The organism is Pseudomonas sp. LBUM1660 (genome assembly GCF_059695935.1).
Genome location: NZ_CP166795.1, coordinates 1111989 through 1126978, shown reverse-complemented (window position 1 = coordinate 1126978; position 14990 = coordinate 1111989). Strand labels below are relative to the sequence as shown.

General features: G+C 59.5%; 14 protein-coding genes. 4 read left to right on the top strand and 10 right to left on the bottom strand.

The genetic code is table 11. The features are described 5' to 3' along the window. Positions 1–187 precede the first annotated feature (187 nt). The 8 genes from ACA068_RS05175 to ACA068_RS05140 all read right to left on the bottom strand — a co-directional run bounded on the left by ACA068_RS05175 (position 188) and on the right by ACA068_RS05140 (position 10521). Entirely contained in the window at positions 188–2743 is a 2556-nt protein-coding gene (locus ACA068_RS05175) for a LuxR C-terminal-related transcriptional regulator (protein WP_497308124.1), read from the bottom strand. Between the two features lie 140 nt (positions 2744–2883). Further along, positions 2884–4251 carry a DUF1329 domain-containing protein gene (locus ACA068_RS05170; protein WP_497308122.1) on the bottom strand — a complete coding sequence of 456 codons (1368 nt, stop codon included), beginning with the start codon at positions 4249–4251 and terminating at the stop codon, positions 2884–2886. 23 nt (positions 4252–4274) lie between these two features. Further along, the gene (locus ACA068_RS05165) at positions 4275–6068 is read right to left on the bottom strand and encodes a DUF1302 domain-containing protein (protein WP_497308120.1); all 1794 of its coding nucleotides are present in this window, start codon (positions 6066–6068) and stop codon (positions 4275–4277) included. Between the two features lie 552 nt (positions 6069–6620). After that, positions 6621–7532, bottom strand: a complete 912-nt coding sequence (locus ACA068_RS05160; RefSeq protein WP_497308118.1) for an SDR family oxidoreductase — start codon at positions 7530–7532, stop codon at positions 6621–6623. 110 nt (positions 7533–7642) lie between these two features. Then, positions 7643–8545, bottom strand: coding sequence for an alpha/beta fold hydrolase (locus ACA068_RS05155; RefSeq protein ID WP_497308116.1), 903 nt, complete (start codon positions 8543–8545; stop codon positions 7643–7645). Further along, complete coding sequence (locus ACA068_RS05150; protein ID WP_497308115.1) at positions 8545–9327, bottom strand: class II aldolase/adducin family protein; 783 nt, start codon at positions 9325–9327, stop codon at positions 8545–8547. Before ACA068_RS05150 ends, ACA068_RS05155 begins: the two co-directional genes overlap by 1 nt. 131 nt (positions 9328–9458) lie before the next feature. After that, on the bottom strand, positions 9459–10145 hold the full coding sequence (locus tag ACA068_RS05145; RefSeq protein ID WP_497308114.1) for an LrgB family protein: 687 nt from the start codon (positions 10143–10145) through the stop codon (positions 9459–9461). Beyond that, positions 10135–10521 carry a CidA/LrgA family protein gene (locus ACA068_RS05140; RefSeq protein WP_497308113.1) on the bottom strand — a complete coding sequence of 129 codons (387 nt, stop codon included), beginning with the start codon at positions 10519–10521 and terminating at the stop codon, positions 10135–10137. The genes ACA068_RS05145 and ACA068_RS05140 overlap by 11 nt, the downstream gene beginning before the upstream one ends. 96 nt (positions 10522–10617) lie before the next feature. On the opposite strand from ACA068_RS05140, the gene ACA068_RS05135 reads away from it, so the two are divergent. Next, positions 10618–11514 (top strand): LysR family transcriptional regulator, encoded by an 897-nt coding sequence (locus ACA068_RS05135; RefSeq protein ID WP_497308111.1) that lies wholly within the window; start codon positions 10618–10620, stop codon positions 11512–11514. On the opposite strand, the gene ACA068_RS05130 is transcribed toward ACA068_RS05135, so the two are convergent. Continuing rightward, positions 11495–11950, bottom strand: a complete 456-nt coding sequence (locus tag ACA068_RS05130) for a flavodoxin (RefSeq protein ID WP_497308110.1) — start codon at positions 11948–11950, stop codon at positions 11495–11497. The two genes, ACA068_RS05135 and ACA068_RS05130, sit on opposite strands and share 20 nt — an antisense overlap. 101 nt (positions 11951–12051) lie before the next feature. Between ACA068_RS05130 and ACA068_RS05125 the strand changes: the two genes are divergently transcribed. Further along, positions 12052–12528 carry a PAS domain-containing protein gene (locus ACA068_RS05125; protein ID WP_497308108.1) on the top strand — a complete coding sequence of 159 codons (477 nt, stop codon included), beginning with the start codon at positions 12052–12054 and terminating at the stop codon, positions 12526–12528. A 54-nt stretch (positions 12529–12582) separates the two neighbouring features. Beyond that, positions 12583–13188, top strand: a complete 606-nt coding sequence (locus ACA068_RS05120; protein WP_497308106.1) for a hypothetical protein — start codon at positions 12583–12585, stop codon at positions 13186–13188. 2 nt (positions 13189–13190) lie between these two features. Here ACA068_RS05120 and ACA068_RS05115 read toward each other — a convergent pair whose 3' ends face one another. Continuing rightward, positions 13191–14150 (bottom strand): MerR family transcriptional regulator, encoded by a 960-nt coding sequence (locus ACA068_RS05115; protein ID WP_497308104.1) that lies wholly within the window; start codon positions 14148–14150, stop codon positions 13191–13193. 208 nt (positions 14151–14358) lie between these two features. Here ACA068_RS05115 and ACA068_RS05110 point away from each other — a divergent pair, with 208 nt between their 5' ends. Continuing rightward, a complete protein-coding gene (locus tag ACA068_RS05110; RefSeq protein WP_497308103.1) occupies positions 14359–14928 on the top strand; it encodes an antibiotic biosynthesis monooxygenase in 570 nt (189 codons plus the stop codon). Positions 14929–14990 lie beyond the last annotated feature (62 nt).

The following is a 14990-nucleotide window of genomic DNA, read 5'->3' as shown; positions in this document are numbered from 1 at the left end:
GCGGGCTTGGCACGGCAAAGACCACCCCACCCCTAACGTTTAATCAATCATTAAAACACCAGACCTTACAGATAAGATGAAACATCTCCCACCGGAAATTTCTTCCAATCCGAAGGGACTTTAAAGCAGAACCGGCCATTCGTACTCCGTGAGCGCTCATACTCACTAGCAAACAGTCTTGCACTCTTCAATCCAATAAACCGACACTCTTGGCTTTCGCAACCGCCTGAGTCCGACGTTCCACGCCCAACTTTCCGTGAATTCTCCGCGCATGTGTTTTTACCGTATGCAAGGAGATAAACAACTGCTCGGCTATTTGCTGATTCGAATTGCCCAGAGCAATCAGCTTTAGCACTTCCACTTCACGCTGACTGAGCGGATTAACTTCACTCATCGGCAGATTTTTTTCCGAACGCTCCCAACCATCATCAAGTGCTGGCAGAAGATCGGGCTTTCGCAATTGCAACTCACCGAGCGCCTGGCGAAGCCCATGGTGCTCAGAAAGATTCAATCCTTTGCGCAACCAATCCCGGGCTCCGACCCTGTTACCGTTCTGCCACGCGACTTCGGCTGCGGCGAACAGCAATTCGACCTCCAGCGCCAGCATGCCCGCGAGCTGCGATTGTTCGAGTGCCAGGGCGAAATGGCTCAGCGGGTCCTGGGCCTGGTGCAGATCGACTTTTGCCAGCACCAACAGATAATCGATCCGCGCGATCAACATCAGCGTCGCGGGAGGCGCCTGCCGTGCATGCGGGCCACGATAGTGGCGCAGTACTCGACTGAGCGCCTCATGGGCCAGTTCCGGGCGGCCCTGCTGAAGCCAGAGTTGACTGCTGATCTGCAACAGCACACCGCGGTAAACGGTGTCGGGAATCTGCCGTTGCTGCATCAAGCGCTCGGCATCGCGTAGATGGACAAATGCTTGGGCATAGTCGCGCTGATTGGCCGCCACCTGCGCCAAACCGAGGAAACCGTAAAGCACCCGTTTGTCGTGGTTGCGCAAACAAATAGACAGCCCCGCTTCGAAATACTCGGCAGCCTGCGTATCCAGACCCTGGCACAAACTCAAGCGTCCACGGTGCAAGGCAATCCGCCCAAGTAGAGGCTCGGCGATCCGCTCCTGTTGAGTGAGCATGCCCTCGACGTTGGCGAGCAAATGGTCGGCGCGTTGAGGAGCCCCACGTTGCTCCAGCAATTGCGCATGATCGAGTTCCAGCAGCCCTTCGAAAACCAGCGAGCCTTGAGCCCGTGCCAGGCATAACGCATCGCGGTTTATCGCCTGCGCCACTTCGAGCTCACTCCTGAGCAGGGCCTGTTGCGTCAAACCCGACAGGCACATCAAGCGCACGGGCCAGAGGTCAGGACCGAGCACAGTCAACGCGTCGAGAAAATGCGCGCGTGCCCCCTCCATGCGCCCCTGCAAATGCAGGAGCCACCCTTGCTGGGCCTGCCAGCGCGCAATCAATTGCTGCTGAAGGAGCGACGACGGCATAGGTGTGAATCGTGACAACTGCTCGATGCAATCGGCCGCTTGCTCGAATCGACCGGCAAACAGCAAGGCTGCGGTGATCAACCCGACCAGTTGCGGCGAACCGAACATCAGCGCGTCGCCTTGTTGCTCGTACAACTTCAACAACAGCACGACCGTCTGCTCCTCGAACAAATGCTCGAAACTGAAATGCTGCAGCAGGCTGACCGCGACCTCGAACTCTTCGGCCAGCAAGGCCTGTTCGAACGCCGCTTTCCAGTCCTGCTCGGCGGCGAACCACTGACAGGCGCGGCGATGCCAGGAACGTCCGGCCGGCCATTGCTCATCGCGCATCAATTGCGTGAGGGGACGGAAAATCTGTAGCCAGTCTGCCGAGTCCTGCCAGGGCTCGATAAAGCACCCCAGGTCCTGCAACGTCTTCAGACATTGCGCGCCCTCCGCTGCGCCAAACAGGTGATCGCACAGCCGTGCGTTGAAGCGTGGCAGATGCGCGAGCACCTGCCACGCTTCCGTCAACTCCGGGGTCAGGCTGGTGAACAGCTCGTGTTCGAGGTAATCGAGCAGCGTGTTCGGTCGATTGTGAAGCGGGTCGTTGCGCGACCAGTCGCATTTCTGCAGCAGTGCAACGCGCACGCCAGCACACCAACCACCGCTGCGCTGGATGATCTTGCTCGCGGTGGTGTTGGCATCGGCCGGTGTCAGGTGGCGCAACAGCGAGGCAATCTCAGTTTGATTGAAGGCCAGCGTGGCGCGTTCGCATTCGTACAACTCATCATCGAGCAGCAACCGCGGCCAGTTGCATTGCGGGCGACGGCGGGCGCCGAGCCACCAGGTCAGCATCGGGCTGCTGACGGCCAGCATGCGATCCAGCAGGTGATCGAGTTCCGGGTTCGGAACGCGGCAATAGTCATCGAGAAACAGCCAGGTCGGCGCCTGCAATCGAGCCAACGCGCCGAGCATCGCCGGCTCTTCTGACGAAGCCAGCCCCAGCGTTTCTGCCACACGCTGACGAAATTCCGCCGCGCTCATCGCTACACCCGATAACGGCAACCAGCACACCCGGTATGGCGGCGGCGCCTGCAACAGGCAGTCGGCAAGCAGCGCGGTCTTGCCGCTGCCGGCCGGCGCGCAGAGTAATTTCACTCGAGACGTGGACGCCAGCAAGGGCTCGGTCAATCGCTCACGTGATAGGTGATGAGAGGACAGACGGGGCAGGAATCCAGAACGGTCAAGACACGGGGTCATGGCGGTCATTGCGGCGTGCCTATTTATAATTGTCCGGCAACCCTAGCCCTCTCTAACCCGCTTGTTGAGAAGTATTCAGGACGCTGATTGGCAGCCATAAAAAAGGCGACCCACCGGTCGCCTTCTGCACTGCGAATGTATCAACTCCCTTACCGGACGCCCTCGGCACGCAACGCCGATGGCGTGTAGTCCGCCGCCTTGGCTTCAAAGCCGAATTCAAAGCTGTGCTTCTCTTCGTTCTTCATCCCCAGCGCAATGTATCGACCGGCAATGATGTCGTAGAGCGCTTCGAGCGTGTAAGCCTGGGCCTGATGATCGTAGTAGTACTGAGCGTGACCCTCGGCCACTCGCCACAGTTGACCGCGACCGTCGTAGTGATCCACCAGCGCCACTTGCCAGCTGTCTTCGTCGATGTACATGTGGCGTTTTGCGTAGATGTGCCGCTCGCTCGACTTGACCGTGCCGATCACTTCCCAGACGCGGTGCAGTTCATAGCGGGTCAGGTCCTGGTTGATGTGGCCGGCCTTGACGATGTCATCGTACTTGAGGCTCGGCGAGTCGAGTTTGTAGCTGTTGTAGGGGATGTACATTTCCTTCTTGCCGACCAGTTTCCAGTCGTAGCGATCCGGCGCGCCGGAAAACATGTCGAAGTTGTCGGACGTGCGCAAACCATCGGCGGCGGTGCCCGGCCCGTCGTAAGCGACTTGCGGCGCGCGGCGCACGCGACGTTGGCCGGCGTTGTAGATCCATGCCAGGCGCGGTTCTTTCACCTGATCGAGGGTTTCGTGCACCAGTAGCACGTTACCCGCCAGACGCGCCGGCGCCGTGACCGACTGCTTGAAGAAGGTCAGCACGTTGGCGGCTTTTTCCGGATCCAGGTCCTTCATCAATTGCGGAACGGCGATCTCTTCCTCAAAGCGGATCGGCGTGTAGCTGCCATTGGTCTGCGGCGTCACCTGGGTAATGATGCGTCGCAGGTTACCGCCGTGATAACGGGTGATGTGGTTCCACAACACCTCCACGCCCGTCTTCGGAATCGGGAACGCGTAATAACGGTTGCCAGTGAAATTGGCCAGGCCGTTACCCTCGTTGATGCTGTTCACGTTCAGCGCGCTGCGCTTGGCCGACTCGTAAATCTCCGGGGGTACGGCCACGGTGCGGTGAGTCGGGTAGACCGGGATCTTGTAGGTTTGCGGGTAGCGCTTGAACATCGCCACCTGACCTTCCGAGAGTTTGTCCTTGTACTTGTCGACGTTGGCGGGGGTGATCACGAACAGCGGTTTTTCGCTGGCGAACGGGTCAGCCAGGAAGCCTTTGCTGTCCACCGCGCCGGCATTTTTCGGGATGCCACCGGTCCACGCCGGGATCGAGCCATCCGCGTTACCGGCCTTCTCGGCGCCGAGCGGCGTGAGGGTGGTGCCGAGTTTGTTCGCTTCCTCCGGCGATACCGCCGCCATCACGTTGGCCGCCAGCAGGCTCAGGGCCAGGGCGCCGCATTGCAGAATCATCTTGCGCATCACATTCATCCTTCTCAGCCAGATCAGAAGTTCACGCCGAAGCTCAGTGCCAGGAAGTCGCGGTCTTCCAGGGTGTTGTAGTCACCGCCGAAGAAATCGGTGTAACTCAGGCTCGCGGTATAGGTGTTGCGGTAGTCGGCATCGACACCGACGCTGACGGCCTTGGCGCCTTCGTTGAACAGCCCGTTGGGGCCATAACCCGCGACGTCATGGGACCAGGACAGGTTGGGTTTGAGGTTGATCCCGCCGATCACGTTGGCGTAATCGAGGATCGCCCGGGCACGATAGCCCCAGGAAGTCGAGGTGACGAAACCTTCGGTGTCGCCGCCGAAACCGTACTGGCCGTAGACCGAGTCGCGGCCGTAACGCAGGTTGCTGCGCGACTCCAGGCCACCGACGTGCACCACCGCCGCTTCGCCGACCAGCGTCAACCGTTGTGCGCCCCACACCTGATCGAAGAACTGCGTGAGGGTGCTCTGGATCTGCGTGATTTCCTTGCGGCGGTAGCCTTTGTTGTCAGCGCCAGGGGTGGTGGCGATCGGTGACGCAGCGCCACCGGCAATCGGGTTGAGCAAAGCCAGGGTCAGGTCGTTGGTGCTGACCTGCACCGGAGCATTCGGTCGATAGCTGATCTCGCCGCTCCACGCGGTGCCGGTAGGCAAGGTGGTAGAGAAACTCGCGCCGTAGAGACGAATGTCTTTCGGGTAGTCGAGGTAATACTGACCGCGACCGAGCATCACGCTTTGGGCCAGGCCCGCACCGCTGCCCGGCGCAAGACGGTTGGCGATACTCACCATCCCCGGCAGGCTGGCCAGTGTCGATGCACCCGCGGTAACGGTGCCCACCGTCGGTGTGCGGCTGTGGTAATTCATGAAATACAGGCCGTACTCGGTGTCGTCACCGAGCCAGCGCAACGCCGTGCCCCACTGCCCGGAATCCCGCGCATCGCGGTCGCCACCACGGGGAACGACCACGCCTTCGCGGGTGACCTGGATAGGCTGACCGAAGGCTGCCGCCAGTGGCGCCAACGGGGCAATGGCGGGGCTGCCTACGGTGTAATTGTTGTTGCAACCATCCGCCACCACGTCGTTGCCGAAGAAGGTGCCGCAGTTGTCGACGACAGTCTGGTCCCACTCCAGTTGATAGAAACCTTCCACCGAGAGCTGATCGGTCAGGCCTTGGGAGGCGAACAGCATGTTCACCGGAATCAGCCCCTCCTTGATCTCGGCGCCTGGGCGACGGAACGCGGATACGTCGATCGGGTTGATGCTGTTGATCGAGTTGCCGATGAAAGTACTTTCACCCCAACTGACCACTTGCTTGCCGGCGCGCACGGTGCCCGGCAAATCGGCGATGGAATAGTTGTGATAAACGAAGGCATCGAGAATCTGCGCACCGGAGGACTTGGCGCCTTCCTTGCGGCCGCTGTCGCTGATCTGTTTGAACGGGCGGTCTTCATCCTTCAGCTCGAAGTCGTACCAGTACTTGCCACGGACGAACACGCCAGTGTCGCCGTATTTCAATTCGAGGTCGTGCAGGCCTTTGAAGATCTTGGAGAAGGTTTCGCCCTTCTCGAAGTTCTGCCGGCCATCATCACCGGTCGAAGACTGTCCGGTTCCGCCGTTGACGGTACCCACCAAAGATTTATCGGCATCGCGCATGCCCCAACTCGCGCCGACGGACAGCGAGGAGTCGAACGTCCCCTCGATTTCGCCAATGTTGAACGCAACAGCCTGCGCCTGGGCACAGCAGCCCAAGGCAACCGCAGCGGCCAGCGCTTGCGGCGTGAAGATGGCGCGCATTGTTGTTTTTGTCATGCGTCTTCCCCGGTGAGTGACAGAAGGCCCCACCCTACTGCCGCACGTTTGGAGCGATAAGCGCACCAAGGAGGTATTCGTGGTGTACCTCTAAAGGATGAATGGCCTGACGGGACGGGGGTTTACGCCGGATATGGATGGGCTGGATGGGGGGCTATCAGCAGAACGCATGGCGGGAGGATGACACCGACCTGTAGCAGCTGCCGTGGCGCGGCGGACTATTGCTCATGCTGCAACAGTGCATGTCGCGAATCGCTATTTTTCCTTTGGGCTCAAGGCCTTATTCTTGCCGGGCTTTCAAGGTGAACCGCCAGAAAGCACGAAGCGATGGTGTGTGATCAGCCCACGCCATTGGCGACAGAATCCAGATGAATCGACGCTTTATCGATTGATCGCCCTGTGTTCTCTGACGTTGATTTGTAGCTCCTTGATCCAACGTCTTACTTTGGCCGCTGCGTTTGCAGCGGCCTTTTTTATGGGCAAAGGTTTTGTAGCGAGGGGACAATCGGGGACTTGGCAGGATTCAGGCAAGCCCTGCGCAATACATCAACGTCAAATCGAATACTTCTGCAAATTCCCCATCATTTCCTTCAGCGCCTCAATATTGTCCTTCGGGTGCGCCGCCCCTTCGAAATCACAAATCTGCTGCCAATGCGCCGCCACATCCTCCGGCGAGAAGCCCGCCCGCGGATCAAACCCTGCGCCCAGGCTACGCTCCCAGCGAACCTTGCCCATCCAGCCGCCGCCAACTTCGAACAACCCGGACGTCTCCTGGCAATTTTCACTGGCCAGGTACACCACCAACGGGCTGACCAGTTCCGGCTTGAGTTGCTCGAACACTTGCGGCGGAATCAGGCCTTCGGTCATGCGGGTGCCGCCGGTGGGCGCGATGGCGTTGACCAGGATGTTGTTCTTGCGACCTTCGATGGCGAGTGTGCGAGTCAGGCCGTAGAGGCCGAGTTTGGCCATGCCGTAGTTGGACTGGCCGAAGTTGCCGTAGATGCCCGAGGTCGATGCGGTGAAGATCACGCGGCCGTAGTTTTGCTCGCGCATTTGCGGCCAGGCGGCGCGGGTGACTTTATAGGCGCCTTCGACGTGGACGCGGTAAACCAGGTCCCAGTCGGCGTCGTCCATTTTGTGGAAGGTCTTGTCACGCAGGATCCCGGCGTTGTTGACCACGACATCGATGCGACCGAAGGCGTCGAGGGCGTGCTGGACGATTTTGTCGCCGTCGGTAACGGAGTCGTGGTTGGCTTCGGCGATGCCGCCTGCCTCGCGAATTTCCGCCACCACGCGGTCTGCTGCCGAGGCGTTCGCGCCTTCCCCTTGCGCCGAGCCGCCGAGATCATTGACCAGCACTTTGGCGCCCTGTTTGGCGAACAGCAGCGCGTGAGCCCGGCCCAGGCCGCCGCCGGCACCCGTGACGATCACAACTTTATCTTCGAAGCGCACAGACTCATTCATGGGGGAACTCCAGCAGACCAGGGACAATAAGTCCGAGTGTCAGGCACCAGGCTGCTGGTCACAATAAACACAGGTAGAGCTGAATGGTGCCCGATAAGGCTGGGGGATAGTCAGGAACAGGCGGCCCTGCGCGGCGGAGAAACCAGCCGATCCCGAAACTCCAGGTAATGTTTGAGCACCTGCGCCGGCGCTTCGGTCTGAGGGTAATGGCCAATATCGGGCAGCAGCACCGTGTCCGGGTTGGGGACCAGTTCCCGATAGCGCTTGACCATGTGAGCGCCGGAAATGGGGTCGACCTCTCCATCGATGACCCGCAGCGGGACCTCGCCACGCTGCATGGCGCTGACCCAACGATCGCGCTGAACACGCCGCTCAGGGATATAAGCGATGAGTTTGTGCATGATCCGCTGGCCGTGATTGCTGTCGATCAGGCCCCAAAAATCATCCATCTCACTTTCGGTGGGTCGAGTTTGTGGACCAAATATCTGCCGGAAACTTTTCACCATCGCATCACGCGTGAAGGCGCGGCCAATCATCCAACCTAACGGGCTGAGCAATAGTTTTTGCGCCAGCAGCGGTCGATGGGTTTCGGGAAACAGGCCACCATTGAGGAACACGCAACTGGCGAGGTGAATGCGCGCTTCGTAATGCCGGGCCAACAGCTCCTGAGCCACGCTGTCGCCATAATCGTGGGCCAACACATGCACCGGCTGCTCGATGTTCAAATGCGCGAGCAAGGCCTGTTGCAGATCGGCCTGCTCCAGCAGGCTGTATTCGTGATTGACCGGCTTGGCGGAGTCGCCGAAGCCGAGCATGTCGCAGGCAATCACCCGATAGCGCTGCGCCAGCGGTTGCCACAGGTAGTGCCAGTCCCAACTGGCGGTGGGAAAGCCGTGGATGAGCAATAGGGGCTCACCCTGACCCGCCGTCCAGTAACGAATGGTCTGGCCACGGAACGCGAACTCCTGGCCGCGTTTGCGCCAGACACACAGGGGGATCTCGGCGAGCTGCATTAGAGTTTATAACCCGGGTCTTGTTGATCGAGTTTGCGCAGCAACGCCGGCCAGGCCAACGCGCCACCCATCCCTTGAGCACTTTTGGTCACGCCGGCGATCATCGCCTTGGCGCCCGCCAGAATCTGCGGCTCGATAGCAATCAGCTCGGCGCCACCGTTCTGCGCCAGCACCTGGATATCGCAGGCGCGCTGAAAGGTGAACATCATCAGGAACGTGTCGGCGATGGTGCTGCCGCAGGTCAGCAAGCCGTGGTTGTGCAGCATCAGGAAATTGTTTTCACCCAGGTCGGCTTGCAGACGCGCCTTCTCTTCATGGTTCAGGGCAACACCTTCGTAGGCGTGATACGCCAGGCTGGACAGCACAAACAATGACTGCTGACTGATCGGCAGAATGCCCTGCTTTTGCGCGGACACTGCCACACCTGCAGCGGTGTGGGTGTGCAATACGCACACCACATCGTGACGCACTTCATGCACGGCGCTGTGAATGGTGTACCCCGCCGGGTTGATCTCGTAAGGGCTGTCCATCAGCTTGTTGCCGGCCTGGTCGACCTTGACCAGGCTCGATGCGGTGATCTCGTGAAACATCAGCCCGAACGGATTGATCAGGAAATCTTCGGTGCCCGGCACCTTGGCCGAGATGTGCGTGAAGATCAGATCATCCCAACCATGCGAAGCAACCAGACGATAACAGGCCGCCAGGTCGACGCGGGTCTGCCACTCGGCGGCACTGACCTGGTCTTTCACACTATGGGGGGATTGGACGGGAGCAACTTTCACGGCAAGGACCTCCTGTTCTTATAGTTTTACTGTCGTTACCGCAGTCTAGTCGCCCCCGGATTTCGCGTAGTTGCATTGGCAGCCAGCTTGGTGACCTAACGAGTCAGTTCAGGAGAAAGACTGGATCCATGTCAAAGGACCGCCGCCAACAAGGGGGCGGCAAACAGGTTCAAAAGCCCCGTCAGAACCATGACAAGCCCCGCGACCGAGCCTTCCTCACCGCCCACTTCATGGGCCCGACTGACGCCGGCACCGTGCGCGCCGACGCCAAACAACGCGCCGCGCGCAAGAGCGCTGCGCAACGGTAGCCACTTCAATAAAAGGCCGCCGAGCATCGCCCCGAACACCCCGGTGAACATCACGAACACCGCCGTCAGTTCTGGCACGCCGCCGAGGTCGTGAGCCAGCGGCATGGCAAACGGCGTGGTGATGGAACGTGGCACCAGCGACATCGTCACCGAACTGTCCAGCGCCAGCGCCTTGGCCAGACCGAACGAGGTGCCGATGGAAGCTACACTGCCTGCCAGCATTCCGAGCAGCAACGCCGGCCAATGCCGCATCAGCATCTGCCGCTGTTGCCAGATCGGCACCGCGAACGCGACGGTCACCGGCCCCAGCACCCGCATCAGCCAATGGGTGTTGCTCGAATACTCGGCATATGCGGTGTGCAGCGGAACCGCGAGGGCCAGCAGCAGGGCCGGAACCAGAATCAGCGGCGACAGCAGATAACGCCCGGTGCGCCGGTAGATCCAGCGACTGAATAAATAGGCCGAGAGTGTGAAGGCCAGCCAGAACATCGGCATCAACTCAAGCTTCATGGGACCTCCTCAACCGCACCACCCCTTCCACGGTAAACGCGGTGACCAGCATCACCATCAGCGTACTGACACCAATCACCAGCAGAATCCGCCAACCGTCATCGCGCATCAGGCCGCCGTAATCGAGCAGGCTCATCAGCGCTGGAATAAAGAACAGCAGCATCTCGGCCATCAACAGGCCGGCGCCCATTTGCAACGCCGCCGGTTTGATCCCGCCAACCGCGAAGGCCAGCAGCAACAGCGCCATGCCGATGACGCCACCCGGGATCGGCCAGGCCAATCCTGCGGCGATTTCGCAGCCGAGCAGGTAGATGCCGAGCAGCACGGCCAGTTCAGCGGTCAATCGAGCCAGGCGTTTGAAGGTTGATGCATTCATGGTTTCAGTCCTCACAGGTGCTCATTTTACGGAGCGGGCTGCTATCCCCGAAACGAATTGTTAGACTCGGCTCTATTCCAATCTGGAATCACGCGCATGGAATTCAAGCAACTACGCAGCTTCGTCGAAGTGATGCACCAAGGGGGTTTCACTCAAGCCGCCAAAACCCTGCACATCAGCCAATCAGCGGTCAGCAAGCAAGTCGCTCAGTTGGAACAGAGCCTGGGCACACCGCTGCTCGAACGTTTGGGTTCGCAGCTTCGCCTGACCGCCGCCGGCAGCGTGGTACTGCAACGGGCCGAAGGCATGCTGCGGCTGCGCAACGAGTTGCTCAGCGAATTGGACGATTTGAGCCAACTGGCTCGCGGGGAATTGCGTCTGGGCCTGCCATTGCTGGGCAGTGACGCGCTGTTCGCCGGGCTGTTTGCCGAGTACCGGCGGCGCTATCCGAACATCAGCATTCAGTTACTGGAGGGCGGTAGCCTGAACATCGAACAAGCGGTGTTGAGCGGTGAGCTCGAACTCGGTGGCAGTCTGTTGCCGAAGGATCCGCAGTTCGCCTTTCAGCCTTTCTGTGATGAGCCGCTGGATGCGCTGCTGCCCGCCGATCATCCCCTGGCGACGAAGTCGGTGATCGGATTGGAGGAGTTGGCCGATACGCCGTTTCTGCTGTATCAGCGCAGCTTCGTGCTCAACGACCGTTTGCTGCAGGCCTGTCATCAGCTGGGGTTTACGCCCAAGGAAGGTGGGCGCAGTGGCCAGGCGGATTTTCTCGCGGCACTGGTGGCGGCCGGCCAAGGCGTGGTGCTGTTGCCCAGCGTGGTGGCACGCGGGCTGGTGCGGCCAGGTGTGGTGCGCCTGACCTTGAATGCCCCGAGCTATTTGCGCTGGGACATCGCCTTTATCTGGCGTCAAGGTGCGTACTTGTCGAAGGCTGCACAAGCCTGGCTCGCCCTGCTGCGCGAGCGGCCGGTCAGCCCTGCAGCGCTTTAATCAACTCCGTCAGCCAAGGTTCGGCGTCGGTTTCCGGGGTCACGCTTTCGCTGGCGTCCAGGCGCAGCATTGGCAGCACTTCGCGCAGGCCCAGTTCGCCGAACAATTCACGCATCTGCTCGCCGCCGCCGCAGAACGTATCGCCATAACTTGCATCGCCCAAGGCGATCACCGCCCCCGGCAAACCGCGCCAGGCCGCAGGCAATTGGTCACGGATCATCGAATACAGCGGTTGCAGGTTGTCCGGCAACTCACCCATGCCGGTGGTCGACGTCACCGCCAGAAATGCTTCCGGGCCGAAGGCCTGGACATCGGCAAGCATTGCCCGCGGGTTGTGCCAGGTTTCGAAACCCGCTTCTTTTAAAAGAGTGGCGGCGTGGCGGGCAACTTCTTCTGCCGTGCCGTACACCGAGCCGGAAATGATGGCAACTTTCATCAATCGATCCTGAAGCTGAGTAAAAGACACAGATATTAACAGCACAGGCTCATTTGATCTTTTAGAATGCAAATCCCTATCAATACGGAAAGGATTCTCCGATGATCAACGCTCAACTGCTGCAAATGGTGATTAACGCTTCCAACGACGGCATTGTGATTGCCGAAAAGGAAGGCGAACAGGACAACATCCTGATTTACGTAAACCCTGCGTTTGAGCGTCTGACGGGTTACACCAGCGAAGAAATTCTCTACCAGGATTGCCGTTTCCTGCAGGCCGGCGACCGGGATCAGGAAGTCCTCACTACGATTCGCGAATCCTTGAGCAATGACGGCTCCTGCCGGGAAATCCTGAGAAATTATCGCAAGGACGGCACGCCGTTCTGGAATGAGCTTTCCCTTTCCACAGTGAAAAACCCGAATGACGGGCAGACTTACTTTGTGGGCGTGCAGAAAGACGTCACCGTTCAGGTCAAGGCACAACAGCGAGTTGCGCAACTGGAAGCGCAATTGGCGCAGACGCAAGCCGAGCTTGCTGCGCTCAAAGCGACGAACGGCAAAAACAAAACGGCGAATTAATGGTCATTAACTACAATCACCGATGACTTTGTAACTATTCCTTTCGAGCAAGCCATGCAACGCGACGCACTCCTGACACAGGATGAGCTGGATTTCATCCAGACCATGCAACACAACCCGCAACTCAATGTGCGGGATGCAACGTCGAGTCTGCTCGTCAACGGTGGATCGCAAATCCGTGATTTGCTCACGCGCCTGGCAGCACATGAGCAAGTCACCATCCAGGCTAACTTCGAAAACCAGCAAATGACCTTTCCGCTGCACCTGGTGGAAGACGAATTTCATGCGCTGCATTTGCGCCTGGGTGTGCCGAGTATTTATGAAGACGGCCCGATGGTACGGCCATGGCGCCTGACGCTCGAAGAGCCAGTGGCGCTGGAAAATGCCAAAGGCCAGCCTGGCACGATGTGGGTGCACGAAATATCGTTCAAAGGCGTTTTGCTGGAAGTCCGCAACAAGACCAAACCCCCCAAGCACTTCGCGTTGTGGTTCAGCCCTTCAGGCTATGAGCGGATTGCATTGCGCGGTACTTTTGAGCGCGAAACCGAACAAGGTTTCTACGCCTACGAACTGAGCCAGAGCGACAAGGACGAGACCGAGCGTCTGCGCCAGTACATCCTTCAGCAGCATCGCCTGACACATCCCGCACTGCACCTCTGAATTCAGGTATCCAGGTTTCCTGCCAGGAACTGTTTCAGACGCTGACGCATCACCATCCCCTCATTCCCCAGACACCCGATCGACGATCCGGCCAGGCTGTCCTGTGCCAGATCCGACGCATCGCCGGCCAGCAACAACTGACAGTCCAGGCTCAAGGCCAGTCGACTCAGACGTCGAGGCAACTCAGGAGCCGGTGCGTGATGGGACACCAGCACCAGTGCCGTGGGCTTGATCCGCTCGCAAACCAGGGTCAACTCGTCGAAGGGCTGACCGATCGCCAGCAATTGAATGGCCGAGTCGACACTGCTCAAGTACAGCGCCGTGACCAGCACTTCGAGTTCATGGGCCTGATCGGCCAAGGCGCAGACAATCACACGTCGAGGCTGCATGACACGCACCAGCAGCATGCGCTGCAACACGCGTGAACGCAGGAAACCATCCAGAAACAGCCACCCACTGGTCTGACCGAACGCGTCATGGCGCTGCAGCATCAGCTTCCAAATCGGCATCAGGATGTCCTGGAACACCACTGTCAGAGGGTAACTGGAAAAAATCTGTCCATAGACTTGCTCCAGCTTCACCTCGTCAAACGCCGTTACCGCCACCTGCACCTGCTGCTGCCACTGGACGTAGTCGGCCTGAACGAGTTCGTCGGGAATGATCTTCGCCAGGGCTTTGAGCGGCTCGGTCTTGGCCAGTATCTTGCCGACCTTGCTCACCGCAACGCCGCGGTCGATCCAGCCGAGAATGCTGCGGACCTTTTCAATATCCGCCATCGAGTACAGCCGATGCCCGCTTTCGGTGCGTGTGGGCTGGATCAGGCCATATCGTCGCTCCCATGCGCGCAACGTGACAGGGTTGATACCCGTCAGGCGCGCTACTTCACGAATGGGAAACAGCTCTTCCTGTTCCAGTGCAGCACCTCGCTGCAAAACTGGGACACCTTCAGTCAGGACAGGCATGTGGCAATGACGTCCGCGTGCAAAATTGGATCCCATTCTAACTCTTCCACCCCATGCCTGTTCAAGACTGATAAACGACGAAGTCGCTGGTGTATCCGTCAAAATCAGGAATAATCCTTGCTTGTCTCAAGACGCAGCCCATCACCCCGGCGCTGCGCCTGGCGAAACTCCTACCCGGAGTGACGCGTCTGTTATACGGAGATTCACCATGTCTACCTCACCCGTCACGCTGATGGTTGCGCGCCGCGTCGCCGATGGGCGCTATCAGGACCTGATGGCCTGGTTGCGCGAAGGCGAACAACTGGCCACCGACTTTCCCGGTTATCTCGGCTCAGGCGTGCTCGCTCCGCCGCCCGGCGATAACGAATTCCAGATTATTTTCCGCTTTGCCAACGAGCAAACCATGCACGCCTGGGAGCACTCCGCTTCGCGTACCGCATGGCTGGCCCGCGGCAGCGATCTGTTTGCGCATAAGACGGAACATCGCGTGAGTGGCATTGAAGGCTGGTTCGGCGCGGTCGGCCAGCGCCCACCCCGCTGGAAGCAGGCTGTGGCGATCTGGCTGGCATTCTTTCCGGTTTCCCTGCTGTTCAACTTTGTATTGGGGCCGTTGCTCGACGACATGAGCCTGCTGCCGCGCGTACTCATCAGCACCCTATGCCTGACGCCATTGATGGTCTATTTCTTCATTCCGTTGTCGACCCGCCTGCTGGCCGGCTGGCTGAACAGCACGCCGGCACGCCCATTGCCCGCCGAGCCCACTCCCCAAAACCACTGATTTCCATGTAGGAGCCCCGCAATAGGTGAATGCCGCTGCGCGCTGGTATAGTTTTGCTCTTA

Excerpts from the sequence above, each read along its gene's own strand:
- ACA068_RS05140 (WP_497308113.1), bottom strand. The coding sequence starts at position 10,521 with ATGAATGCATCAACCTTCAAACGCCTGGCTCGATTGACCGCTGAACTG.
- ACA068_RS05130 (WP_497308110.1), bottom strand. The coding sequence starts at position 11,950 with ATGAAAGTTGCCATCATTTCCGGCTCGGTGTACGGCACGGCAGAAGAA.
- ACA068_RS05175 (WP_497308124.1), bottom strand. The coding sequence starts at position 2,743 with ATGACCGCCATGACCCCGTGTCTTGACCGTTCTGGATTCCTGCCCCGT.
- ACA068_RS05115 (WP_497308104.1), bottom strand. The coding sequence starts at position 14,150 with ATGCCTGTCCTGACTGAAGGTGTCCCAGTTTTGCAGCGAGGTGCTGCA.
- ACA068_RS05145 (WP_497308114.1), bottom strand. The coding sequence starts at position 10,145 with ATGAAGCTTGAGTTGATGCCGATGTTCTGGCTGGCCTTCACACTCTCG.
- ACA068_RS05165 (WP_497308120.1), bottom strand. The coding sequence starts at position 6,068 with ATGACAAAAACAACAATGCGCGCCATCTTCACGCCGCAAGCGCTGGCC.
- ACA068_RS05160 (WP_497308118.1), bottom strand. The coding sequence starts at position 7,532 with ATGAATGAGTCTGTGCGCTTCGAAGATAAAGTTGTGATCGTCACGGGT.
- ACA068_RS05110 (WP_497308103.1), top strand. The coding sequence starts at position 14,359 with ATGTCTACCTCACCCGTCACGCTGATGGTTGCGCGCCGCGTCGCCGAT.
- ACA068_RS05120 (WP_497308106.1), top strand. The coding sequence starts at position 12,583 with ATGCAACGCGACGCACTCCTGACACAGGATGAGCTGGATTTCATCCAG.
- ACA068_RS05135 (WP_497308111.1), top strand. The coding sequence starts at position 10,618 with ATGGAATTCAAGCAACTACGCAGCTTCGTCGAAGTGATGCACCAAGGG.
- ACA068_RS05170 (WP_497308122.1), bottom strand. The coding sequence starts at position 4,251 with ATGCGCAAGATGATTCTGCAATGCGGCGCCCTGGCCCTGAGCCTGCTG.
- ACA068_RS05155 (WP_497308116.1), bottom strand. The coding sequence starts at position 8,545 with ATGCAGCTCGCCGAGATCCCCCTGTGTGTCTGGCGCAAACGCGGCCAG.
- ACA068_RS05125 (WP_497308108.1), top strand. The coding sequence starts at position 12,052 with ATGATCAACGCTCAACTGCTGCAAATGGTGATTAACGCTTCCAACGAC.